At 59.1% G+C, this 23,787-nt stretch carries 19 protein-coding genes, 1 pseudogene and 1 riboswitch; of the genes and pseudogenes, 19 read left to right on the top strand and 1 reads right to left on the bottom strand.

Annotation, left to right across the window (positions count from 1 at the left end):
• The first annotated feature begins 73 nt into the window (after nt 1–73).
• The 8 genes and pseudogenes from IVA87_RS32005 (at nt 74) to IVA87_RS31970 (ending at nt 9,373) form a co-directional block, all read left to right on the top strand.
• Nucleotides 74–862 carry an ABC transporter ATP-binding protein gene (locus tag IVA87_RS32005; RefSeq protein WP_247336976.1) on the top strand — a complete coding sequence of 263 codons (789 nt, stop codon included), beginning with the start codon at nt 74–76 and terminating at the stop codon, nt 860–862.
• Entirely contained in the window at nt 846–1,619 is a 774-nt protein-coding gene (locus IVA87_RS32000; protein WP_247336973.1) for an ABC transporter permease, read from the top strand. Before IVA87_RS32005 ends, IVA87_RS32000 begins: the two co-directional genes overlap by 17 nt.
• A gap of 33 nt (nt 1,620–1,652) precedes the next feature.
• Nucleotides 1,653–2,675: an ABC transporter substrate-binding protein gene (locus IVA87_RS31995; protein WP_247336971.1), complete on the top strand. Its 1,023-nt coding sequence runs from the start codon at nt 1,653–1,655 to the stop codon at nt 2,673–2,675.
• 53 nt (nt 2,676–2,728) lie between these two features.
• Nucleotides 2,729–3,994, top strand: coding sequence for a CoA transferase (locus tag IVA87_RS31990; protein ID WP_247336968.1), 1,266 nt, complete (start codon nt 2,729–2,731; stop codon nt 3,992–3,994).
• 55 nt (nt 3,995–4,049) lie between these two features.
• Nucleotides 4,050–4,877 (top strand): citryl-CoA lyase, encoded by an 828-nt coding sequence (locus IVA87_RS31985; protein WP_247336981.1) that lies wholly within the window; start codon nt 4,050–4,052, stop codon nt 4,875–4,877.
• Nucleotides 4,874–5,772: pseudogene (locus IVA87_RS31980) on the top strand (SMP-30/gluconolactonase/LRE family protein). The gene IVA87_RS31985 and the pseudogene IVA87_RS31980 overlap by 4 nt, the downstream one beginning before the upstream one ends.
• Nucleotides 5,773–7,336: 1,564 nt before the next feature.
• Nucleotides 7,337–8,551 carry an EAL domain-containing response regulator gene (locus IVA87_RS31975; protein ID WP_247336966.1) on the top strand — a complete coding sequence of 405 codons (1,215 nt, stop codon included), beginning with the start codon at nt 7,337–7,339 and terminating at the stop codon, nt 8,549–8,551.
• A gap of 618 nt (nt 8,552–9,169) precedes the next feature.
• A complete protein-coding gene (locus IVA87_RS31970) occupies nt 9,170–9,373 on the top strand; it encodes a 4Fe-4S binding protein (protein ID WP_247297430.1) in 204 nt (67 codons plus the stop codon).
• Nucleotides 9,374–9,394: 21 nt separating this feature from the next.
• Here the strand turns inward: IVA87_RS31970 and IVA87_RS31965 are convergent, their stop codons facing one another.
• Nucleotides 9,395–9,550, bottom strand: a complete 156-nt coding sequence (locus IVA87_RS31965; RefSeq protein WP_247336963.1) for a hypothetical protein — start codon at nt 9,548–9,550, stop codon at nt 9,395–9,397.
• A gap of 455 nt (nt 9,551–10,005) precedes the next feature.
• Between IVA87_RS31965 and IVA87_RS31960 the strand changes: the two genes are divergently transcribed.
• The 11 genes from IVA87_RS31960 to IVA87_RS31910 all read left to right on the top strand — a co-directional run bounded on the left by IVA87_RS31960 (nt 10,006) and on the right by IVA87_RS31910 (nt 23,756).
• The gene (locus IVA87_RS31960) at nt 10,006–10,278 is read left to right on the top strand and encodes a hypothetical protein (protein WP_247336961.1); all 273 of its coding nucleotides are present in this window, start codon (nt 10,006–10,008) and stop codon (nt 10,276–10,278) included.
• A gap of 176 nt (nt 10,279–10,454) precedes the next feature.
• A riboswitch (cobalamin riboswitch) is annotated at nt 10,455–10,655 on the top strand.
• A 99-nt stretch (nt 10,656–10,754) separates the two neighbouring features.
• Nucleotides 10,755–13,070 (top strand): 5-methyltetrahydropteroyltriglutamate--homocysteine S-methyltransferase, encoded by a 2,316-nt coding sequence (metE, locus tag IVA87_RS31955; RefSeq protein ID WP_247336958.1) that lies wholly within the window; start codon nt 10,755–10,757, stop codon nt 13,068–13,070.
• A gap of 903 nt (nt 13,071–13,973) precedes the next feature.
• Nucleotides 13,974–15,575 (top strand): DUF6538 domain-containing protein, encoded by a 1,602-nt coding sequence (locus tag IVA87_RS31950; RefSeq protein ID WP_247336955.1) that lies wholly within the window; start codon nt 13,974–13,976, stop codon nt 15,573–15,575.
• 187 nt (nt 15,576–15,762) lie between these two features.
• Nucleotides 15,763–16,323, top strand: a complete 561-nt coding sequence (locus tag IVA87_RS31945; RefSeq protein ID WP_247336952.1) for a phage exclusion protein Lit family protein — start codon at nt 15,763–15,765, stop codon at nt 16,321–16,323.
• A gap of 19 nt (nt 16,324–16,342) precedes the next feature.
• The gene (locus tag IVA87_RS31940; protein WP_247336949.1) at nt 16,343–16,690 is read left to right on the top strand and encodes a hypothetical protein; all 348 of its coding nucleotides are present in this window, start codon (nt 16,343–16,345) and stop codon (nt 16,688–16,690) included.
• A 41-nt stretch (nt 16,691–16,731) separates the two neighbouring features.
• Nucleotides 16,732–17,358, top strand: a complete 627-nt coding sequence (locus tag IVA87_RS31935) for a hypothetical protein (RefSeq protein WP_247336946.1) — start codon at nt 16,732–16,734, stop codon at nt 17,356–17,358.
• A 299-nt stretch (nt 17,359–17,657) separates the two neighbouring features.
• Nucleotides 17,658–18,236, top strand: a complete 579-nt coding sequence (locus tag IVA87_RS31930) for a hypothetical protein (protein ID WP_247336943.1) — start codon at nt 17,658–17,660, stop codon at nt 18,234–18,236.
• The gene (locus IVA87_RS31925) at nt 18,233–19,615 is read left to right on the top strand and encodes a 7-cyano-7-deazaguanine synthase (protein WP_247336939.1); all 1,383 of its coding nucleotides are present in this window, start codon (nt 18,233–18,235) and stop codon (nt 19,613–19,615) included. Before IVA87_RS31930 ends, IVA87_RS31925 begins: the two co-directional genes overlap by 4 nt.
• 4 nt (nt 19,616–19,619) lie before the next feature.
• The gene (locus tag IVA87_RS31920; protein WP_247336936.1) at nt 19,620–20,780 is read left to right on the top strand and encodes an XRE family transcriptional regulator; all 1,161 of its coding nucleotides are present in this window, start codon (nt 19,620–19,622) and stop codon (nt 20,778–20,780) included.
• The gene (locus tag IVA87_RS31915) at nt 20,758–21,378 is read left to right on the top strand and encodes a hypothetical protein (RefSeq protein ID WP_247336933.1); all 621 of its coding nucleotides are present in this window, start codon (nt 20,758–20,760) and stop codon (nt 21,376–21,378) included. Before IVA87_RS31920 ends, IVA87_RS31915 begins: the two co-directional genes overlap by 23 nt.
• 167 nt (nt 21,379–21,545) lie before the next feature.
• Nucleotides 21,546–23,756, top strand: a complete 2,211-nt coding sequence (locus IVA87_RS31910) for a restriction endonuclease (RefSeq protein WP_247336928.1) — start codon at nt 21,546–21,548, stop codon at nt 23,754–23,756.
• The last annotated feature ends 31 nt before the right edge of the window (nt 23,757–23,787 follow it).

Below are 23,787 nucleotides of genomic sequence, written 5' to 3'. Positions count from 1 at the left end.
TACCGATTGACTCCTCGTGAGAACGCGAGCTACTCGGTTCCAGGTGCCAGAACAAGTTCTATGGAGCGAAACAATGGGGCAGCCGGGACTTGCCGTGGACTTGCACGAAGTCATGATTCGCTTTGGCGACTTCACGGCCGTCAAAAGCATGAACCTCCAGGTGGCCGAGACTGAATTCGTTGCAGTGGTGGGGCCGACCGGCTGCGGAAAATCCACCATTCTCAACACTGTCACCGGACTGCTGAAGCCCGCCGCCGGCGACGTTCGCATTTTCGGCAAGTCTCTTACGGGCCTGAACGGTCAGTCCGGCTACATGCTTCAACAGGAAGGGCTGCTGCCCTGGAAGACCGCCCAGGACAATGTCGGCCTCGGGCTCGTCTTTCAGGGCAGCTCGATCCCGAAAGCGCGCGAGCAGGCACGGCCCTGGCTCGCCAAGGTCGGATTGAAGGGATTCGAGAAGCGCTATCCGCATCAATTGTCCGGCGGCCAGCGCAAGCGCGTTGCGATGGCACAAACGCTGATCATGGAGCCCAAAATCGTTCTCATGGACGAGCCGTTCTCCGCGCTGGACGTTCACACACGCCGACTCATGCACCGCATCCTGCTCGACCTCTGGCAGGCGGACCGGCGCTCGCTCATCTTCATCACCCATGATCTCGATGAGGCGATCACGCTAGCGGACCGCGTCGTTGTGATGTCTGCCGGTCCCGCCAGCCGCATGGTTGCCGACGTCAGGATCACGCTGCCTCGTCCGCGCGATGTTTCTGCGCTGCAGACCACCGACGAATTCGTCGCGCTCTATCGTGAAATCTGGTCGCTGCTCGGCGCCGAAGTGGAGAAAAGCTATGTCACGCAGGGGTAGGGTCGCTCTCACGCAGTTCGCCATCCTCCTTGGCCTGATCCTGATCTGGGAATTGGGCGTGTGGGCCGGACTGATCGATCCCTTCTTCTTTCCGGCACCGTCGACACTTGTCGTAAGGATCGGGGAGTGGATGTCGATGGCGGACTTTTGGACCGATATTGGCATAACATTGCTGGAGACGGTCCTGTCGTTCCTGGCTGGCATCGGGATCGGCACAGCACTTGGTATCTGGCTGGGCTTAAGCCCGTTTGCTGCCGAAGTCGTTCAGCCCTTTATCAAGATGTTCAATGCAATCCCGCGGATCTTGCTTGGACCCATTTTCGTCATCTGGTTCGGATTGGGCCTCACCTCCAAGGTTGCGCTCGGCGTCACGCTGGTTCTATTCGTCGCATTCTTCAACACCTTCCAGGGCGTCCGCGAGGTCAATCCGGTCGTGCTGGCGAATGCCCGCCTGCTACGTGCATCGAAGTCCTCCCTGCTACGGCACGTCTACCTGCCGTCCGCCACGACGTGGATTTTGTCGAGCCTGCGGGTGTCAGTCGGCATGGCCGTGATGGGAGCCGTGGTCGCCGAATATCTCGGCTCGTCCGCAGGATTGGGGCACTTAATTGCGCAGGCCGAAGGCGTCCTCGATGCGACCGGAGTGTTCGCAGGAATTGTCGTTCTCGCCGCCTTCGTCGTTGTCCTCGATGCCATCGTCGACTGCGCGGAAAAGCGGCTCCTGGTCTGGCGGCCGGCGCCTGCGCACGAAAGCTGATCGTACGCTCTCCCATCAATCATGGAGGTTCGCATGCACGTTTCCATAAGACTGACGCCGGTCGTGGCGCTGGCCGCATTCTCGGTCATTTTGGCGCATGCCACCGAGCCCGAGAAAACAAAATTGAAGATCGCCGTGGGGTCACAGATCCTCAACTATATGCCTGTCGAAGTTGGAGTGAAGCTTGGCTCCTTTAAGGAAGAAGGCCTTGACGTTACCGTCGAGAACTTCCAGGCCGGTGGCTCAAAGGCTCTGCAGGCCCTGATCGGCGGCTCCGTCGACGGGACTATCGGCTTTTACGATCACACCATTCAGATGCAGGCGCAGGGTAAACAAATTTCCTGCGTGTTCCTGCTGAACGACATTCCCGGCGTCCTGCTCGGTGTCCGCAACGACCTCGCCGACAAGGTCAGAACCGCCGCCGACCTGAAGGGTCTCAGGCTCGGGATCACGGCGCCGGGGTCATCGACGGAGACTATGGCGCGTTACTACATCAAGAGATCAGGATTGGGTCCACGCGATGTCAACATCATTGCCGTCGGCAGCGGCGCACCGGGCATGGTGGCGCTTGAGGCCATGAACGTCGATGCCTTGGTCTATTTCGATCCCATCGCGACGCTTCTCGCGCGCAAGAAGAGCGCGACAGCGCTGTTCGATGCGCGCACGATCGAAGGCTCAAAGCAGGCCTTCGGCGGATCCTATCCGACCGCGTGTCTCTACCTTCAGCAGTCCTTCATCGATAAAAATCCCGAAACGGTCCAGCGCCTGGTCAACGCCTTGCTCAAAACTCACCGCTGGATCAACGCAACCCCGACGGAGCAGCTCGTCGATACGATTCCTCCTGGTTACAAGACTGACAATCGCGAGGTGAATATCGAAATCATGAACGCATCGAAAGCGCTGTTCTCGCCGACCGGGCAGATGGACATTGAGGCGGCCAAGGTCCCGCTGGCTGTCCTGAGCGACTCTGATCCAAAAATCGCTGCCGCAAAGATCGACTTGAACAAAACCTTCACCAATCGCTTCGCGGAACGCGCCGCTCAACAACTGAAATAGCTGCTCGCACACCAAGCCCTCACCATCGGATCACCTAAGGAAGGCTTCTTCAGATGTCTCTGCCGCTCACCGGCATCCGCGTCCTGGACCTGTCGAACGTGTTGGCCGGTCCGTTCTGCGGTTATCATCTCGCGCGTCTTGGCGCGGAGGTCATCAAAGTCGAAAATCCGAACGGCGGCGACCTCGCGCGGCGCCTCGGCGCCGATCCGCAAAGGGCAGAGCGCCTGCAGGGCCTCTCTTTTGTCGCGGTGAACGCCGGCAAGCAATCCGTGGCGCTGGACTTGAAGTCGGAATCGGGCCGCGAGGTATTCTTGCGGCTCGTCAAGGAAGCAGATGTGGTGCTCGAAAACTTCCGGCCGAAGGTGATGGAACGGCTTAGCCTAGGCTTTGATGTGCTCAGCAGGCAGAACCCGCGTCTGGTGTACTGCGCGATCTCCGGCTTTGGGCAGAGCGGGCCGTGGTCCGCCCGTCCTGCCTATGACCAGATCGTTCAGGGTCTGTCTGGTGCCATGAGCGTCACTGGCGATATGGCCTCGGCTCCCCTGCGCACGGGCTTTCCGATCTCCGACACGATTGCGGGACTGACTGCTGCCTTTGCCATCGCCGCGGCTCTGGTCGACCAGCGGTATAGCGGCCGCGGTCGGTTCATTGACGTGTCCCTGCTCGAAGCCACCGTCGCAGCGATGGGATGGGTCGTCTCCAACCACCTGAACGCTGGTGTCGAGCCGCAACCCATCGGCAACGAGAACTTCACCGCGGCTCCCTCCGGCACGTTCCGCACCGCAACAGGCCCGCTGAACATTTCCGCCAACGAGCAGAAGCAGTACCAAGCCCTATGCGACCTGATTGGCCGACCGGACCTGAAGACGGATCCACGCTTTGCTGGGCGCGAGATGCGCAAGGTCAATCGCGCAGCGCTGAACACGGAGTTGAACAAGGCGTTGGGTTGCAAGCCCGCTGACGAATGGGAGGCCCAAATGAATCTGGCTGGAGTCCCCGCAGGCTGCGTGCTGACGGTCTCGCAGGTTTTGCAGCAGCCACAGCTCCTCGAGCGCGGATTCGTCGAGACTTTGGCCCCAGAACAAGACGGTGCGCAGCCGTTACGAATCACGCGGCCGGGCTTCCGGCTGGATGAGGAGTTTTCGGTGCCTTCACCACCTGCGAGGCTCGGAGCAGACACCGAGCGATGGTTGCAGCGGCTCGGCTATTCGTATGCGGAGGTCGAGCAACTGGTCTCAAGCCGGGCCGTCGGGACACCAAAGCAAGGAGGGGCTGATTTCCGGCCCGTCTGCGTGGCCGCGGACGGACCAATATCATGATATTCGACGGCTTGCGGCGGTTGGCAATCGGCAGGTTGAAGGGGCGGAACCGGAAATGAGCGAAGAAGAATTGCGACAGCAAGCGGCCCGTTGGTGGCGAACCTCCATCTGCGACATCGCGCCCGGTCGCATCGCCTATCGGGGTTATCCAATCGAAGATTTGATCGGCCGGATTTCCTTTCCCGCCATGATCTGGCTGATGTTGCGCGGCGATCTGCCGACGCCAGCGCAGGAGCGGCTGCTGCAAGCTGCGCTGGTCGCGTCCGTTGACCATGGTCCGCACGCGCCCTCCATCGCAATTGCGCAAATGGCGGTGAGCTGCGGGCTGCCCCTGAACGGTGCGATGGCCTCGGCGATCAATACACTCGATGACGTGCACGGCGGAGCAGGGGAGCAGGCGGTCGAACTCTACGAAGATGTGCTGCGGAGGCGCGATGGCCTAGAGATAGGCGAGGCCGCGGCCGCCGCAATCGACCATTTCACCGCAAGGCGCGGCAAATATCTGCCCGGCTTCGGCCACCGGTTTCATCCGGTCGACCCGCGCGCGGCACCGCTATTGGCGCTGGTGGAAGACGCAGGTGCTGAGGGCAGTGTCAGCGGCGACTATGCCAAGGCCGCCCGCGCGATCGAGCGCGTAATGCAGCAGCGCAAGGGCAAACTCATCCCAGTGAACATTGATGGCGCGACCGCGGTCATTTATGGCGAGCTCGGCTTCGCGCCTCCGCTGGCGCGCGGCGTCTTCTGCCTGTCGCGCGCGGTCGGAATCCTGGCCCACGCCTGGGAACAGACCAGGCGCAAGGATCGTAACAAGGGGCCGATGCCCAAGCAGTTTGGCTACAAATATGAGGGACAGCCGCGCCGCACGCTGGGAGGCGCGTCATGATGTATCTCGACAAGCCGCCTCAGCTGGTTGAAACCCGCGTGTTCTCGTCGATGCCGGCGGAATTTCGTCGCCCTGGTGTTTCCTAGAAATGGGCGGATGCCAACCGCGGGGGCCATCCGGTGGATTGTTTCATCGAGGGGCCGTCGTTCGACAAGGCCGGGAATCTCTACGTCGTCGATATCCCGCGGCCGCATTTTTCCGGATTTCGCCCGGCGGCATCTGGTCTCTGATAATCGAATATGACGGCTGGCCGAATGGTCTGAAGATCGCACCTGATGGCCGGGAGCTGGTGGCCGATTAAATGAACGGCCCCATGGAGCTCGATCCGCAGCGGGATACTATCAGCCCGCTTCTGGGGCACCGCAATTCCGAGTCCTTCAGAGGCTGCAACGACCTGCATATCGCGACCAGCGGCGACATCTATTTCACCGATCAGGGGCAAACTGGATTGCACGATCCGACCGGCCGGGTGTTCCGACTGTGTTCTGACGGCCGGCTCGATTGCCTGATTTCGAACGGGTCAAGCCCGAACGGGCTGGTGCTCAGTCCCGACGAGGCCGTGTTGCTCGTTGCAATGACGCGCGACAACAGCATCTGGCGCGTGCCGCTGATGCGTGACGGTGGGGTTGGGAAGGTGGGACGGTTCAGCCTGTTCTTCGGGAACAGCGATCCTGACGGGCTGACGATGGATCAAAAAGGGCGGCTCTTTGTCGCGCACGCCTCCCTCGGCCACGTCTTCGTCATGGCGCCGAACGGCGAAACGATCGCCCGCATCAAGTCCTGCGCTGGCGCGACCTGCACGAACCTCCTATTGGAGGCGGCAAACGGCACATTGCTCATTACGGAATCCTCTACCGGATCAGTGTTGATGGCTGATCTCGCTCACTTTCCTTGAACGTTCGCCAGCAGGAGTGACAAGGTGGTACCGAATCCTTTTACGCGACGGTCCACCGAATCAAGATGCAGGAAGGAGCCCGGTAGATGATTGGCTTGCCAGTTGCCGAGGCATTGTACTTGGCGACGAATGGATCGCGTTTGTGTGCGGTGATCCGAAACCGGCGTCAGTAAGTCGCATTGTGTGGGAAGCACGAAAGAACGACTCGGCCATCGTTTGTAAGGCTGGGGTCGGGCTTCGCCCCCGAACGGGTCGCCGCCGACCTGGCTCCGCGCCTTTTAGCCGGGCAGGTTTCGGCTCGCGGTCCACGAGCCTTGAGAAGACCATGGTATCGCTTCGCACCATGAAGAACGATTTGATCGCTGATACCCGCCAAGAAGGTCGAAGAGGTAATCCGCTCGCAGTAGGAGTAAGCACCGCATCAGCGTCGAGGTTCTCGATCATCCTCGGCCGCGACGCACTGTCATAGCCTCTTGCGCGCGCGCAATCCTCCAACCCGATATCCCCTCTCCTCGTAGAAACGACGTACCCGTTGTAAAGCTGGATAGCCATCCGGGGGCAACGCAACCTCAATCATCTGCCAGCCTCGGCGCTTCGCCTCCGAATGTACCGCCTCGAGCAGATGCCGACCGTGGTCAGAGCTTCGGAAGTCGCGAGAATCCATAGCTCCTGAAGCACACCGTACGCTCCGGCTGCTCTCACGGCCTGTACGGCCGAGGTGGCTGGCAGCGACCCCTACAATCTGCCGGGTGGCTTGTTCCTCGACGACAAAAATGAAGCCTCTTCGGAATCCTGAATCAGGCGCAAAGCAGCCTGCTTCGCGCCTTCAAGGCTGAACTCTGGTCCGGGGCCACCTAATTCAGAAAGTAGCTTTCCGACGGCTTCTGCGATCGCGTTCTCATCTCCTGGCACGCCTTTGCGCAAAGCCGTGCCCCGTGGGGCAGGCCTTGCGCTTCAGCGCCAACACGAACACCCGTTAGTTAGATGAGGATATCCATGCTTCAGAAGGATACAGAAAACGCAACTGAGAGCAACTATCAAGCTCGATAGGGAATAGGACGTCCGCACTCGCTACAGCAACAGAGGTGAGGTAAGTGCAAGCTGTTGCCGTTCTCAGAATCGACTGCGGCTTGACCTGCTGCGAACTCATGATGGACTTCCTTCGATTGGAAAGGAAATCCACGAGACGGCACATTCGCGCGTGGGCAGGCCGGCCATGAAGATCAAACATTTCTTAAGAGTGATTTCCGATCATCACCCACGAGCGACTCGATTCAGTAGATCTTGCGGCATGGTAATTGCCGTGCCATAGGGCGCATCAGCTCCGCGCGTCCGAAGGTGAGATTCCCCACACTCGTGTGCGTCACTCGTACAAGGTTGCGCGAGGCGGGAGAGGTATCATACGCGTGCGCCCGACAAAATCGTCTGAACAACATCGCGAAAGATTTTGCACGCTAATGCACTATCTTAAGCTTACCTCGAAGAATCGAAAGATAATGGCAAGCACAGCTTGTTTACCTTCCCTCCTCGTTTAAGGGACCGTCACGGAACGGGAGTGGTTGCAATGGAGCATGGGCAGGCCGAACTAGTCGGAGGAAAACCTGTAATCTTCGGACAGCGTAAGGTGCGGCCGCGAGCGTGCGTGGCCGTCGGCAAGCGGCATCTGCGCGCCTTTCTTCGGGATGTGCTGGAGGATATGGGGTTTGTTATCAGCGAATGCGGGACTGCTGACGAGCTGTCGCACGTACTCGGCACGGACTTCCCTGATCTGATCCTGCTCGGCATTGGCTCGGATCGCATCGAGCCTGGACGATTGCTCGAGATACTCGTACGCGAAGGATTTGCAGGCGGAGTGCTGGCGTTCGGCGCCCGCGAGTCGATCATCATGACGGCAGTGCAGCAGGTCGGGGGCGAATATGGACTTGATATGCTGCCGCCGCTGAGGACGCCGTTTGCAGCCGAGACGCTGCGCGATCGGGTCGCCATGCTCTTGCCCAGAGAGCCGGCGCCCCGTCCCGCGGTCCATGTCGGGGAAGCCTTACACGCTGGCTGGCTTGAGCTCTGGTATGAGCCGAAGTTTGACGCGTGTACCCTCAGCCGCCGCGGCGCCGAGGCGCTTGTGCGAATGCGGCACCCGACCTGGGGCGTTGTTCCACCGGCCTATTTCATCGCGGAGGCTCACGATCCGCATTTCAGGGAGTTGTCGCAGTTCGTGATCGACCGCGCGATCAAAGATTGGCAGTATCTTCTGGAGCAGCAAACTTCGATCGATCTCTCCATCAATCTCCCGGCAGCATTCCTGATTGACCCGCAAGCGGTACGCGATCTCTGTCAGCGCATGCCCTCGCACCCCGCTTTCGGCGGCTTGACGATTGAAATCGATAGCGAGGAAGCGATCCAGAACCTAGATCTCCTGATCGAGGTCGCACGTGAGGTTCGCTTTCACAACATTGGCCTTGCAATCGACAATGTCGGCGCCAATTGGCCGCAGCTGATGGGGATGGAAAAATTCCCGTTCATGAAATTAAAAGTGGACCGGCAGTACGTCGCCGGTTGCGGAAATGGACCCCTGAAGCGAACGGTGTGCCGCCATATCGTCGATCTAGCCAAAGAGTACAGCGTGCGCACCGTCGCCGCAGGTGTGGAGAGCCACGCCGACCTGATCGCTGTGACCGAACTCGGATTCGACCTTGCGCAGGGCCATCTGTTCGGAAAGGCCATGCGGCTGAAGCAATTTGCACAGTCATCTTTCAGCCCTGTTCCACTTCGTCCAAAATAGTTGCATGAGGAGTGGCTGAGCAGAGCCAGGCAAAACGTACCAGCGCTCGCCCGCGCCGCCATGCCTACTCGGCACCAGGCATGCGGCTGACTGCAATTAAATCGGTCACTTTGCAAAGCCAGTAACGCTTCTCCCGGCGGAACTTCATTTCCCTCCGAAGCGATGCCGAAAGTTATTGTAGCACAAACCCTTTTTATCAGGCCTCCAGCGAGTCAATCCGCGGAGTTAACGTTGCAGCCGTGAGCGAGGCTTGCACAAAACCTCCAGTCAGGGCGTGTGACCGGAGGTTTGCCGAGATCCGGTGTAGACGTGCGTCGGCTCGCGGCTTTTAGTCGCGCCGCCGGTTTCGGAATCGTCGAGCGTCGCTTGGCCCCGCGCTGCCATGCAAGACAAACGACGGAAGCGCCCAGCGGTCGAGTCGCGAGTGACTCTCGGAGTAGGGCCTGAGGGCTCGCATAGCTTGAAATTGAAGTGGCCCGTTGCTGTCGCAGATGCAACATGGTCTCAGACCCGGGACAGCACCCCTGGGCAAATTGACCATCATTGAGCGCGTCTGTCCTTGGCACGGCATTTGAAAGGGATCGCCAATGGCATCGCTCGCCTAAGGAGTCGGAAGGCATGGCTTACAAGATCGTCGCTTCGCAATGCACCGTTTGTGGGGCATGTGAGTTCGAGTGTCCCAACGCGGCGATCAGCCTCAAGCGCGACATTTACGTTATCGATGCCAAAAAGTGTACGGAGTGCGAGGGCCATTCCGACACGCCGCAATGCGCGGTGGTCTGTCCGGTGCCTGACACCTGTGTCCAGTCTAAGACAGCATAAGCAGCCCGCGTCCAGAAGGCTTCACCGCTCGATTTTGCGAACGAAGTAATAGATGTCGCGCTTGAGAAGGCCGCCGACCGCGTGCGGCGCATCGAGTTCGATCAACATCGTTATGAGTTTAAGGCGCTGATCGACTCCGAGAAACCATCGAAGGGCTCTGTCAGAGAACACCGTCAAATTTGTCTCGAATAAGGACAAAGCCGCCTCGATGCTCCAGTCGCCGCGTTGGGGCTTATCGTCGCTGGCTGAGGAGACGAGGCGAGGTGGACGGGCGTCGACATCCCAAGATCGACTTGCAGGATATCTAAAGCTACGTCACGGCCGAAGCCGAAGAGACGGTCTCCACGCGCGACGAGATCGGTCCGGAGATCTTGAAGACATACGAGAAGCTCGGCATCCGCGCACCATGCACGAGTGCATGGAGCCTAGGGTCATAGCAGATCCCCGCCGCCCGCGCTCTCGCCGCTTACTCCAGTTTCGCAAGTCAGCGTGCATCCTGAGGTCCGGAACTGTTCCCGCGATGTCGCGCATGCCAACGTCCAGGCTGCACTACTCGCCAGCGGCGACGGAAACAACGAAGGCGCGCCAAAGTCGCTCAGCACGTAAGTGCTTGGCGCACCGAGGAGATCATCTTGACCAACGCCATGGAGGCGATCGAGCTCGCGGCTCGGCGCGGGGTCCGCCGTACACAGGCAGTCCGACCTGATCATCCGTGCGATCCTGGAGCAATCCCGGCCTTGGCAATTCCTAAGGAGCCTCATGGCGCTGTGTTCAAGCGGATGTCGGCCGAGCATGATCGCAACTTCCTCACGGGCGAGTTCGAGAAGCTGCTGACGGAAAAGAGCAGGCTTGTCGCGATCACGCAGATGTCGAAGCGCCCAGCGCATTCGTTCTGCTCGCGTTAGCTCACGACTACGCCAAGAGGGCGTTGAGCGGACGCATTCATAAGCGGAGGCTTCACAGATCCACGCGTTTTTACCAGGCCGGGAGTAAGACCGTTGTGCCCTACCTGGTACAGCTGGCAATCGCTTGGGCAATATCGCGGCAACACTTAGTAGGTTGACGGATCGATCCTCGTGCGTCTAATGCCAGCCGTCGTGGTCTTCGGATTTCGTTTGATCCGGAGCTAAGAGGGAAGCCGGTGCAATGCCGGCGCTGCCCCCGCAACTGTAAGCGGCGAGCCGATGTCCAACGAAGTCACTGAAGCCATGCGGCTTTGGGAAGGCCGGACAGCAGCGACGACCCGCGAGCCAGGAGACCTGCCTCGACAATATATCGTCCACGGGCGGGGTGTCCCGGTGTGCGCCAAGCAGCTGTCGCTCACGCGATATTCGCTGCACGCGTCCGCCATGGCCTTTGCCCCAATTATGGGGTCTGATCTATGTCTATTCTTTCGCTTCCCGTTGCCACATTGGGGACGTCACGCATCGGCCCACGACGCGAACTCAAGTTCGCGCTCGAGAGCTACTGGGCGGGAAACTCCAGCGAAGCCGAGCTCCTCGAGGCGGGGAGTGGACTTCGTGCCGCTAATTGGGCACGGCAGAAATCCTGCGGTGTGACGGTCATTCCTTCCAATGACTTCTCGCTCTACGACCAGGTGCTCGATACCAGCGTAATGGTCGGAGCCATTCCCGACGTCTACGGCTGGACCGAAGGTCCTGTGTCGCTCAAGACCTACTTCGCCATGGCACGTGGCGCTCAGGACGGTGATCACACTCAGCATGGGCCTGGCGTAGCAGCACAGGAAATGACGAAGTGGTTCGATACCAACTACCACTACATGGTGCCGGAATTTCACCAGGATCAGATCTTTAAGTATTCCTCTCGAAAGCCGATCGAGGAATATGAGGAGGCAAAAAGCCTCGGCTACCAAACGCGCCCCGTCTTAGTTGGCCCAGTCACTTTCCTGAAGCTCGGCAAAAGCGCAAATCCCGCATTCAATCCGCTGTCGCTGCTTGATAGGCTCCTCCCAGTCTATGTCGATGTTCTCCGCGAACTAGCCTCGCGCGGTGCGGAATGGGTTCAGCTCGACGAGCCATGCCTGGTGATGGACGTCGACGAAGCGTCGCGGGCGGCCGTCCGCCGGGCCTATGCTCATTTCGCAAAGCTTGTGCCGGCCCTTAAAATCATGTTGGCCACTTATTTCGGGGCTATCGGCGACAATCTTGAAACAGCCCTTGCCTTGCCCGTTGCCGGGCTTCATGTCGATCTGGTTCGGGCACCCGACCAATTGGACGCAATTGTCGCCACAGCCCGCAGAGATCTCGTGGTCTCGCTAGGCGTCGTTGATGGTCGCAACGTCTGGCGCTCCAATCTTGCGGCGCTGCTCGACCAACTTGCCCCTTTGGTCAAAAAGCTGGGTAGGGACCGTGTTCAGATTGCTCCTTCCTGCTCGCTGCTTCATGTTCCGATCGACATTGAGCTAGAGACCGATCTCGATCCCAATCTGAAGACGTGGCTGGCGTTCTCAGTTCAGAAGATCAAGGAACTTTCGATATTGGGCAAAGCGCTGGCCGGCCATGCTGCCGAGGTGGCCGATGAACTTGCGCTTTCCGAGGACGCCGCCGTGACCCGCGAAACATCGCCCGAGATCCACAATGCGAATGTCGCCGGACGAATGGCCGCGATCGACGATAGCATGCGTCGCCGTCGCAGTGCGTTCACCGAGCGTGCCGACGTCCAGCGGGCCGCGTTCGCATTGCCGATGTTTCCAACGACAACCATCGGATCCTTCCCGCAAACGGTCGACGTCCGGAATGCGCGTGCGGCTCATGCGCGGGGAGCGCTGAATGACGCGCAGTACGAGCAGCTTCTGAAAGCGGAGACAGCCCGTACCGTGCAGTGGCAGGAAGATATCGGCCTGGACGTGCTCGTACACGGTGAGTTCGAGCGCAATGACATGGTTCAATACTTTGCCGAGCAGCTGTTGGGATTCGCTTTCACCAAGCACGGCTGGGTTCAGTCTTATGGGTCGCGGTACGTTCGTCCGCCTATCCTGTTCGGAGATGTCTCCCGGCCGAAGCCGATGACCGTTGAATGGTGGCGCTACGCGCAGTCTCTGACCAAGAAACCCGTCAAGGCTATGCTGACCGGACCGGTGACGATCCTGAACTGGTCGTTTGTCCGCGACGACATCTCGCGGAGCGAGACATGCCGTCAGATCGCTCTTGCGATCCGAGATGAGGTGATCGATCTTGAGGCGGTTGGAGCGACTATGATCCAGATCGACGAGGCTGCGTTGCGGGAGGGATTGCCGCTACGCAAATCGCAGTGGAGGAACTATCTCGATTGGGCAGTGGACAGCTTCCGCGTTTGCTCGTCCGCTGTCGCCGACGGAACTCAGATCCATACCCACATGTGCTATTCCGAGTTCAACGAAATCATCGATGCGATCGCAGCAATGGATGCTGACGTCATTTCAATCGAGACGTCGCGTTCTAAGATGGAATTGCTCGAGGCCTTCAAGAGCTACAAATATCCCAACGAGATCGGGCCCGGCGTCTATGACATTCATTCACCGCGCATTCCCGCAGCGGCGGAAATCAAACAGCTGATTGTGTTGGCGCGGCAGCGAGTTTCCGATCGGCAGCTCTGGATCAATCCCGACTGCGGACTGAAAACTCGAAGCTGGGAGGAGGTGCGTCCCGCGCTCGTCAATATGGTGGCCGCCGCACGCGAGTTGCGGGCTGAGCCATGATGGTGCGGAGCGTTTCGCAAACGCGTTTGTGAACAAGATGCACGCGCTTTGGGGGCTTACGATGTCCTTGCGAGCTCCCAAAGTTCCCAGCGCCTCGGAATGCCGCCGGGCGTCGGCGGAGGCGGTCGCATACAGCCGGCGACAAGCTCGATTCTCGACCCGGCGGCCGACAGCATGCCGGCGACGTCCGATCAGGTCACATATTGCGACGTCATTAACGCTCCACGCGAAGCACAGCCCTACTTTTTCATTTATCCATCGCGTGGATGCGTCCCATCACAACAATCTATTTTACCGTCCTTACGGAACGTCATACGAAATTCGCGTCCTGGCACGCGCTCCGGGAAAGGTAATCGAGCGTTGTTGGTTTTTGGGGGGCGTGCCAAATGCTGCTGCGCGACGGCAAACTGCCGCTTGTGTTTCAGGGCACGGCAGCCAAACCGCTTGCGCGAAGGATCCCAGCTCGATCAAGGCACTGACGTCCCAACCGGACAGCGGGCGAGTGGTGGACAAGTCGTGAAGTTTCCGACAGGAGCGGAAGGCAAGCGGCTCCAGATTTCGCGCGGAGTGATATCCGTTTCTCCTTTTTTGACGGCGAATGCCCTCGCCGAAATCGATCGCCGGTAAGTCCTCCCTACCGACGAAAGCTGGTGCGATGCATAAAGCAGCGTCGTTCCTGCGTGACTTTCGCCCGGCCTCCGGAGGAGGCCGGGCTTTTTTTGGTGCGCCAGGCATGGCGCGGACCGCGTGACTGGCGCGATTCGACCGGAGTAGTTTCCGGTCCTGACTTGGAGGTCAGAGTCCTTTCCTGGGCACCACCGCTCTTTTAAGAGCCTGATATCCAAAGCAATTCAGCAAATTCAACGGCTTACCCGCTCCTCAGTGGTACAGAAGAGTGGTACAATGCCGTTAGCCATGTCGCGTCCGTGGAAGCACCCCAAAACTGGAATCTATCAGCTCCGGAAAGCCGTTCCGGAGGATCTGCGTAAGCTTGTTGGCAAGCGCGAGGAAAAGGTAAGCCTCCAGACCCGCGATCCTGCGGAGGCAAAGGTGCGGCATGCGAACGCGCTCGCCGAGCTAGAGGCTCGCTGGGCGAATTTGCGCGCGGGCCCGGTACCCCTGACCGAGCGAGAAGCGCACCGTTTCGCCACGGTCGCCCACGATCAATGGCTAGAGCAGTACAGGGACAATCCAAGCCAGCAGACCAACTGGGATACCGTGGCTGGCGATCGCCTATTTGGTCCCCCGCAGACCAGGAAAGAGATCCTGGCTGCCTCTCAGCGGGCGTTAGATGGTGCCCCAGAGCTGCCAGAGGACAAGATTTTCCGGATGGAGCAAGCGTGTTTGGACGCTGCAAACGGCTATCTGACGACCAATGGGATTGTCATAGACGATCAGAACCGCCGAACCATGGCCCGTGCCCTGGGCGCGGCCATACAACGTGCAAGTTTGACTTTGGCGAAACTCGTAAGAGGGCAAGGCCAAGACTTGCCCGAACCCCAGGCGATTCGGTTCCCGGAATGGCCCCCTCGCGCAGAGCAAGCGAAGAATGATGCCAAGGGCGGCGCCTCCGCCGATTCACTATCGGCACTGGTCGAGCATTGGTGGAAGGAGGCGAAGGCTGCTGGTCGCAAGCAGAGCACCTACGAGAGCTATCGCAACACTGTGGCAAAGCTTGTGGGGTTCCTGAAGCATGACCAAGCGAGCCGCGTGACGCCGCAGGACATTGTTCGGTACAAGGATCACAGGTTTCAGGGTGGCGCCAGCGCGAAGACGGTAAAGGACAGTGACCTCGCGGGGCTAAAGACGGTCTTCGGCTGGGCAGTCATGAATCGACGGATGGCCAGCAATCCTGCCGAAGGACTCACCATCAAGGTGGGCAAGTCACGCAAGCTCAGGTCGAAGGGCTTCTACGACCAGGAGGCATCCGCCATTCTCAAACACGCCCGGAGTTTGGCGGCGGGCAGGGAGGCGCCGAAGCTGACGGCAGCCAAACGGTGGGTGCCATGGTTGTGCGCCTTCACGGGGGCGCGGGTTGGCGAGATGCTTCAGCTTCGCAAGGAGGATGTCCGACGCGAAGGCAAGCATTGGGTCGTGCACGTAACGCCCGAAGCTGGCCCCGTGAAGACCGATGAAGCCAGAGACGTCGTTCTGCACCGGCAAATCATAGAAGAGGGCTTTTCGGAGTTCTTTGAGGAGTCAAAGAGTGGCTATCTCTTCATAGACCCCAAAGCCGGCGACCTTGGCGTCCGCAAGGCGGTGAAGACCGCGCGAAATAAGGTCAATGCTTTCGTGCGAGAGGTCGTGAAGGACCCGAACGTAGACCCGAGCCACGGCTGGCGTCATCGCTTCAAGACTGTTGGCATTGAACAGGAGGTGGCCATGCGTGTGCTCGATGCTATCCAGGGGCACGCGCCGCGCAACGCTTCTGAGGACTACGGAGATGTAACAATCACTGCAAAGGCTAAGGCCGTCGGGCGATTTCCAAACATCGACGTCGGCTAGCACTTCAACCGACGGATTCAGGCTACGAATCTGAGGGTCGGACGTTCGAATCGTTCCGGGCGCCCCGGTATTTTCAATTCCTTAGTTGGTATTTCCCCTGCTTCGCTTACCGCGATCTTCTAAAAGTAAGCGCGGGGTAAGCATGAGAAGCATCCACCGGATGCGTGGCCGATAGCGGAGTCGATCGATGGATATCTCGCGGGAAGCCGATCTCTTGCTCGAGGGGGCCGTTCCGGAGCGAACGCAGGAACTCAAACAGGCCTGGGGTGAGCAGCGGGACCGCGTCCGTCTTCAGGACGGACAGGGCTTCAAGCTCCAGCAGAACTACGGCACCATCCAGGTCAACGAAACAGCGCTCAAGTCGATCTGGCTGGTGGGCTTCGCGGCTTGGAAGGCGCTGGAGGCCTACAGCGACGCAATTCCGGCGCTTCTGGCCGCGCGCAAGCCGTTCGATCTTGAGCTGCTCGACAGCATCCCCGGACAGGGCGCATATGATGGAGAATTCGCCGAAGCCTTGCAGCGGGTCCGGCGGCTGAACGAGGCGCTGACGATTTCGGAATTCGATTGGCCGTCGAACATTCCCGCCCCCGATTTCGGTGCGAGGTTTACGGACCTGAACCAGAAGTTCGCTTTCGACTTCGTATGCTTCGCCGGGGCCTACGTCATCCTTCACGAGATCAAGCACGGGCTGATCCAGGCCGACCCGGAATGCGATGGACTCGATCCGATCGCCGAGGAGAAGGCCTGATGCATACGCACGCGAAACGATGCTCGGAAAGGTGGCCGAGTACGCGGAAGTCGCGGGCCACCCGCTCGTGAGGGCAAAGCGGATCATCGGAATACTTTTCGCGAAGCTGGTCATCGTCGCAATCACGCCGAAGCCGATTTGGGCGTCATCGGATGACCATCCTTCGGTCGGAGACCGCATTCGGGAACTGATCATGGAAATCGACGACGACGCACCGCCGGGCTTGTGGGGGGTCTGCGCGGGACTGCTCGCAGTCTTCGCGCGCCATTACGGCCTCATAACGGAACCGATCGAATTCGGATCCATTCGTGAGCTCGCCCTTAGCTTGGTGAAATTGTTCGACGAAAGTGAATCAGGAAGCAGCTAAGGAGCGTGCACGCTTGGTCGATCTATCCTATCAGGTTGGAAATGACGAGTTCTCTCCAGACGATTGACGCCGCAGCCGATAGGTTTTTTCGGGCTTACGCTCGCCATTGCGTAGAGCCCGACGAGGACTCGCTCTTCAATCTCCTCGATGCGCTTCATAGCTTCAACGACAAACTGAGGAAGGCCGGAAAGGGGAGCCTGTTCGGCTCCTCCAATTTTATGGCGCTCAAGGCGCTTCGCAATTTGTTTCACCACGAAACGGAATTGTTGCACGAGATCAAAATAATTCCGACGACCAGGATGCCGCAAATCGTGACGGATCTCGGCGTCGTGTGCCTTGTCGATGGCGCTGTCGTGAACCGGACGGTGTCACGAGAAAAGGCCGAGCAACAGGACGCGATAAGAGGTGCTTTCAAATGGTACGGAAAAGTCGTGAACATTCAGCCCTGTGTTTTCAATGGCGCGGTCGACGTATTTGAGGCGGTCGCATCGGCTGATCTGAGGCCGAAGTCGGAATCTTACGAGGATTTCGAAGCGAGCTATCGCTTCGAAGAAATCAGCGGCCATGCGCATCGCGTAACCGGCGATATTTTTTGTGCGGCCGGTTCGGTCGAAGAAGTCTTGCAGGCCATCTTCCAGGCTGCTCCGACTGGCGCGACGGACGGCTAGTCAGAATCGTGCGCCGGGTTTCGTATGCGGCGCTGACGCCGGCGAATGAACATCGAGCCGATAGGAAGTAAGCGGATGCTCGTGATTGGCGGCGCAACGTCGAGATAAGCTTCCCTGCGGCCGGCCAACGCGTCTCTGCGAGGTCGTCAGTCGTTCTTTTCAGCGACGGGGCGGCAAAAATAGCGGAAATCGCAAATCGACGGATTTTCCACGCCCTCGGAGGCAGCAGCAAACGTGACGTTCCCATATTTGACATTGTCAGATTTTTTTGCAATTATTTCTGACATGGAGGATCGCCCGTGAGTGATGGTCCGTACAAAAGCCTCAGTATGACGGCGGCTTGGAAGAAATTGGCAGAGTGGGCGCACAAGGCGGCGTTTGAGCCCCTCGAAGTTGCCGGACGTGTTGTTCCTGCCTTGGAAGAGACGTGGCGTGAGGAGGGCTGCAGCGAAGTCGTTCGGGCCATTCGCCAAATCCTAGGCGACCCGCGACAGATCGATATGTTTGGCAACGACAAATCGGCCGAACTCGAAGCTGTGCGCAGGGAGCTTTCGGCCGGAAGTCCGATGCGTCGCCTCTTATTCGATCACGTAACGCAATCGGTCTCCAATCCACAGCCTGGCGTCGACCCGGTATCTGAAGGCGTCGAAAGCGCCCTGCGCGACCGCGCAGCTCGCGGCAGCAGACAAGTGGAAGAGCACTATTTGCGCAAGCAAAGTCCCGATGCAGAGGCGACCCGCGTCAGACTTCGCATGGATGACGCCATCGCGAGCGCCCCGATTGCGGCGCTTGCGCGCCGCCTGTCGGGCCTCGACGCTCCCTCTCAATCGGTGCTGGGTAAGCAACAGGGCCTCGAAGATGGCGTGATGCTTCCATGAACGATGATGACCCCACTGGAATGAAGGTCGATGTGCATGAAGCTGGCGGACGCGCCCGCGTCGGACGGGTTTCGTGCGAAATCGAAACCAACCTCATCTTCAAGACGCACGATCTTGCGGCCTATTTTTTCACGACTTGGGAGCCGATCGTCTTCGATCTGATGCTGCTCGCGGCGTCCATCGAATTCTGTGATCGCATAAAGCGCCGTCCGGGGTTAGCCTGGGGCCGCGCCTTCGAGCTGCGTGTCCCGGTGCATGACCCCGACGTCTGGAGCCGAAAGGACGTATCGGACCACCTGCATGAAGCGCTCGAGCTGCTGACGGGCGATCGGTGGAGAGTCACCTTTAAGAGGCGCAGAATCCCGGCCGACCAACCGGTGCAGCGGCTGTTCCGTCTGGATACGGGAGCCGAGGCCGTTATTCCCTTCAGCGACGGCCTCGATTCGCGCGCGGTTGGTGCTCTGATGGCGGAAGAGTACGGCGGCCGGTTGATACGTGTGCGGCTCGGCTCGAAAAAGAAGGATCAGCCGAAAGATTCGGCGGGCCGAAAGCAGCCCTTTATGACTCTACCGTATCAAGTGAAGCCGGGCGGCTCCCGCTTCATCGAATCGAGTGCGCGATCGCGTGGGTTCAAATTCGCCGTGCTGAGCGGCGCGGCAGCATACTTCGCCAAAGCGCGCAAGGTCATCGTGCCGGAGAGCGGGCAAGGCGCCATCGGCCCGACGCTTGTCCCGGTCGGGCAGGCGTACGAGGACTATCGCAATCATCCACGCTTCATGAAGCAGATGACGAAGTTCTTCGGCTCGCTCCTTGGCGTTGATATCGACTTCATATTCCCGCGCCTGTGGTTCACCAAGGGCGAGACCCTTGCGGCGTACGTCAAATTGACCGGTGACAAGGACACGGAATGGTCGGAAACGAGATCGTGCTGGCGGGACAATCGTCACGCGTCCGTCGATGGTCTTCGTCGTCAGTGTGGAATCTGTGCGGCTTGCATGCTCCGCCGCTTGAGTGTGCATGCGGCAGATCTCCGGGAGCGTGACGACGCCTATCTTTGGCCGAATCTTTCGGCGAATAATTTCAACGACGCCGTCGCAGAAGGGTTCGATGGGCCCAAGAACTCGCACAAACAATATGCAATCGCCGGTTCGTTGCACCTCGATCATCTTGCATCTTTAAGACAATCGGGCACGGCAGAGCGTCCGCTCAACCTTGCTGTCTTTCATCTGGCGCGCGCGCTAGAGGAGCCGGAAGCAGTCGTTCGACCGAAATTGGACAGGCTGCTGTCCCAACATCAAAAGGAATGGAAATCTTTCATGGATTCACTGGGACCACAGTCATTCGTTGCTCAGTGGGCCGCCAATGGTCAGCCTACTTGATACCATGTCGCTGACGGAAGTCGGCGAACGTCTCCGCGAGGCGCGCGAGCGCGTTAAGCTCAAGCAAGCTGACGCAGCGGAGTCGGTTGGGCTCTCGCGGACCACGCTGGTCGCGATCGAGCAAGGCCAGCGGCGCGTGCGCATCAATGAGCTGCGCGACCTCGCTAGTCTCTACCGAATGTCTATCAACGAATTGATGCGGCAGGAGGCGATCCACGCGAACCTCACTCCGAAGTTTCGCAAACTGTTCCAACAGGAAGATGATGCGGTCGAACGTGCCGTAAAACAACTCGAGGGCTTGGCGAAGGCCGAGGCGGAGTTGGAACAGCTCCTCGGCATCCAGCCGCCACGCAACTATCCGCCAGAACGTCCGATTCTTCCGGGCGATGTCAGGGCGCAGGCGGAACAAGATGCGCTCGAACTTCGACAAAGACTGGGATTGGGCCTCGGTCCGATCTCCGACATTGTGACGCTGTTGGAGCTCGAGCTTGGTGTGCGGGTCTACATCCGTCGCATCGATGGCGGAATTTCAGGTCTGTTCGCGTACGACGACGCGCTAGGAGCATGCATTCTCCTCAACGGGAATCACCCCCGCGATCGCCGCGCGCAAACTGCAGCCCATGAATTGGGTCATCTCGTGTCAACGCGGCGTGAACCAGAGGTCTTGGAAGAAGGCATCACTGAAAACTCGCGCGAGGAGCGCTACGCGAACACGTTCGGTAGAGCATTTATGACTCCTGCGCGCGCGGTGATGCAAAAACTCAAGGAGGTCACTCTCGGATCGGAAAAGCTGACCCGACGGCACGTTATCGTGCTTGCGCATTTCTTTGGCGTCTCGCGCGAGGCCATCGTCCGGCGGTTGGAGGAGCTAAAGCTGGCGAAATCCGGAACGTGGGATTGGTTTCAGGCGAACGGAGGCATCACCGATCAGCAGGCGGCCCAGGTGCTGGGAGACCTGAACAGTGCGGATCTACATCGCGCTGATGCGGACCGACCTACCACGCTTAGGCTCGGGCTCCTGGCGGGGGAAGCATGGCGACGCGGGGTTCTGAGCGAAGGCCAGCTCGCACGGATGCTCCATCTGGATCGCGTCGAACTCCGGCGTATGTTCGACGGCCTGGAAATTGAAGGGAGCGAGTCCGATGGGGCTCTCATGCCTGATTGACCCCACGGCACCGGTCGTTCTCGATGCGAGCACCGTCATCAATCTGAACGCCACGGCCTTCGGACCGCGGATTCTGAGAGCGATTCCGAATCCCTTCGTCGTTATGGACGTCGTGCTAGAGGAGTTGCGCGAAGACCGGCGAAATGGCCGACAAGACGGGCGCCTCGTAGCTGAGCTCATTTCGGAGGGCCTGTTATCCGTCGCGAAGCTCGATGAGCTTTCCGAGATGCATTTTGCGGATCTGGTCATCGGTCGAGGGAACGCGACCCTCGATGACGGAGAGGCTGCTACGATTGCCTTTGGCGTCGAGAAAAGGGCGGTCGCGTTGATCGATGAAAGAAAGGCAGGGAGAATATGTGGCGAGCAGTATCCGGAGCTCCTCGTCGGCAATTCCTTCGACGTGCTCGCTCACAGCGCTGTCCTTGGGGAGCTGGGCCATGATGGAACAGGCGACGCCGTCTTCAACGCTCTTCGCTTTGCCCGGATGCGGGTCCCTCGCTCGGCAATGGATTGGGTGCTTCGATTGATCGGGCCAGAACGTGCAGCGCGCTGTGATTCCATCCCGTTGGCGTTCAGAGCGAGCGCCAGCACAGGTTAGGAGCGATTCGAATGGAAGCCAATCGACGTCGTGCCGCTTCCGCGGATCGGATTGTGTCACGACCTGGTCGAGCATCTCGTGATAGTGGCGTAGATCTTAACCAATTTAATCTGCGCTTCTCGAGCGTCGATCACCGTTGACCTGTGACAAATTGGATTGGCTCCTACGTGTACGACTTCAAAACACTTTCCCCGATAGACTTCGAAGAGCTTACGCGCGATCTGCTGCAGGCCGAACTCGGCGTCAGGTTCGAAAGCTTCAAGCCCGGAAAAGATCAAGGTGTCGACTTCAGGTTCGCCAGCGGCGCCGGTCATGCCGTTATTCAGGCCAAGCACCTCGTTGGCAGTACGTTTCCGGCCCTGATTCGAGCATGCAAGGCGGAGGATGCGAAGGTCGCCAAGATTCGTCCTCGCCGCTATCTGTTGGCCACTTCTGTGCCGTTGTCATTGTCTCAGAAGTCGAAAATAAGGGCGGCAATGCCATCGGCACCTTTAGCTGATGCCGATGTGCTCGGCCCTGAAGACCTTAACAATTTCTTGGGTCGCCATCCGCAGATTGAACGCAAACATTTCAAGCTATGGCTCGCCAGCTCGGCGGTGCTCGAACGCCTCTTGCATAGCGGCGTCTATAATCGCACCGAAACCGAGATGGCGCTCATAAAGAATATGACGCAAAAGTTCGTCCACAACGAAAGCGTTCCGGCGGCCGAAGCAATACTGGCCAGGGCCGGATCATTGATTGTCTCCGGAGAACCGGGGGTCGGCAAAACCACCCTTGCGCGGATGCTTGTTTGGCTTCACGCGGAGCAGGGATGGAATATCTCGGTGATTGACGACATCCGGGAGGCTTTCGAGATCCCGCTCGATGAAACGAAGCGACTTGTTTTCTTCGACGACTTCCTCGGACAAGTCGCACTTTCGAGCGACCTTGTGCGAAGCACCGATCAACGCTTTCCGCCGTTCCTGCAGAAAGTGCGATCGCATGACAATCTTCGCTTCGTCCTGACCACGCGGAATTACATCTTGAGGCAAGCGCAAGCGGTTTCCGGCCGCCTCGCGGAGCCGGCGATCAACACCAGCGAGTTCGTTCTCGATGTCGGTCGCTATACGAGGTCGGTCAGGGCGAAGATGTTGTACAATCATCTCTATTTTTCGGAGATGAGCAGGGCAGACCTCAAGACGATGCTGGGTCAGGATTTCTTCCTCAAGGTCATCGACCATCGCAATTTCAATCCGCGCCTCATCGATCTTCTCACATCGCCCGATTATCTCGCCATCGCCAAGCCGACGCAGGCTATGATCCAGTCAGTTCTGGACAATCCGTCGGAACTCTGGGAGCGACCTTATCGCACGCAACTCGGGCGAGAAGCTCGAGCGCTCATGCTGGCGCTGTACTTCAACGAACCGCTGACCGAGTTTCCGGATTTGGAGCGAACATTTGGGAGAATGCTTGATGCGCTCGGCGGTGGCCTCTCGGCAGCGGAACGGCCCGCCGCATTTCGCATGGCACTCAAAGAGTTGGAGGGCTCGGTGCTGGCGATACAGGATCGCAAGATACGGTTCTCCAACCCCGGCGTCAGGGACTTTCTTGATCGCGCCATCGCCGAGGATCGCTTCTTGCTGGCGGCGGCGGGCGTGCTGACCGATTATACCGAGCTGAAGCAATGCTGGAGCCTATACGGCCGTGGGCCGGAACGTGCAGGCCCTGCTTTCGCGCAGGTCTGGTCGGATGCGATGTCGCGCATGGTCCAAAGCGGCACGGGAAACGAACTTCAGCGTCTCGCATTAGTCAAGGAGTCGTTTGAAACGCTTGGGAGCGCGGGTTTGCTTCCGCATGTAACGGCGGCGGCAGCCGATCTGTGCGATGCCGATCTGGATCAGGACGATGCCGATTTATGCCGGTCATTGCTCGAAGGAGCGCTTCATTCGGCGCTGCCGGACGCCCAAAAACAGGAAGTACGCGACGCGGTTTCGCAGGCTATGGGGCGCGTATTGGGCTATTGGGGCGGCTACATGCCCCTGGAGGACCTCGATGCGGCAGCAGAATCGCTGCGGGAGTTCGGCACGTTGCCGTCGGACGCCGTTGCAAACGTTCGAATGGCACTAAAGGAGTTCATCGATCGAATTGATGAGTCTTTGGGAGATATAGACGATCCGGACGAACTTGACGACTTTGAGAAAGACCTCAAGGCGCTCATGACGAAGTTCGGATACGAGGACGTTCGCGTCGTTCGAGATATAGAGTATCGAAGACGGGCTATCTACGAAGGCGAGGTACGGCGCTCCGGCTCTCATTATGGAAGGCATGATCAATCTGATGATGAACCGGATGTTTCGGACGATGAGATCAGATCGATGTTCAGCGGCCTCTCTCACTAGCCGCAAGCGACGCCGATCTGAATCGGATAAG

Origin of the sequence: Bradyrhizobium sp. 147 (assembly GCF_023073935.1) — a bacterium.
In the GTDB taxonomy this organism is placed as follows: domain Bacteria; phylum Pseudomonadota; class Alphaproteobacteria; order Rhizobiales; family Xanthobacteraceae; genus Bradyrhizobium.
Note: the sequence above shows the minus strand (reverse complement) of the source record. Positions and strands in the feature narration are given on the sequence as shown.

Coding starts and splice junctions, on each gene's coding strand:
- IVA87_RS31940 (WP_247336949.1), top strand. CDS start 16,343: ATGCTCGGAAAGGTGGCCGAGTACGCGGAAGTCGCGGGCCACCCGCTC.
- IVA87_RS31990 (WP_247336968.1), top strand. CDS start 2,729: ATGTCTCTGCCGCTCACCGGCATCCGCGTCCTGGACCTGTCGAACGTG.
- IVA87_RS31935 (WP_247336946.1), top strand. CDS start 16,732: ATGACGAGTTCTCTCCAGACGATTGACGCCGCAGCCGATAGGTTTTTT.
- IVA87_RS31985 (WP_247336981.1), top strand. CDS start 4,050: ATGAGCGAAGAAGAATTGCGACAGCAAGCGGCCCGTTGGTGGCGAACC.
- IVA87_RS31970 (WP_247297430.1), top strand. CDS start 9,170: ATGGCTTACAAGATCGTCGCTTCGCAATGCACCGTTTGTGGGGCATGT.
- IVA87_RS31945 (WP_247336952.1), top strand. CDS start 15,763: ATGGATATCTCGCGGGAAGCCGATCTCTTGCTCGAGGGGGCCGTTCCG.
- IVA87_RS31915 (WP_247336933.1), top strand. CDS start 20,758: ATGGGGCTCTCATGCCTGATTGACCCCACGGCACCGGTCGTTCTCGAT.
- IVA87_RS31950 (WP_247336955.1), top strand. CDS start 13,974: ATGCCGTTAGCCATGTCGCGTCCGTGGAAGCACCCCAAAACTGGAATC.
- IVA87_RS31995 (WP_247336971.1), top strand. CDS start 1,653: ATGCACGTTTCCATAAGACTGACGCCGGTCGTGGCGCTGGCCGCATTC.
- metE (WP_247336958.1), top strand. CDS start 10,755: ATGTCTATTCTTTCGCTTCCCGTTGCCACATTGGGGACGTCACGCATC.
- IVA87_RS32005 (WP_247336976.1), top strand. CDS start 74: ATGGGGCAGCCGGGACTTGCCGTGGACTTGCACGAAGTCATGATTCGC.
- IVA87_RS32000 (WP_247336973.1), top strand. CDS start 846: ATGTCACGCAGGGGTAGGGTCGCTCTCACGCAGTTCGCCATCCTCCTT.
- IVA87_RS31975 (WP_247336966.1), top strand. CDS start 7,337: ATGGAGCATGGGCAGGCCGAACTAGTCGGAGGAAAACCTGTAATCTTC.
- IVA87_RS31925 (WP_247336939.1), top strand. CDS start 18,233: ATGAACGATGATGACCCCACTGGAATGAAGGTCGATGTGCATGAAGCT.
- IVA87_RS31920 (WP_247336936.1), top strand. CDS start 19,620: ATGTCGCTGACGGAAGTCGGCGAACGTCTCCGCGAGGCGCGCGAGCGC.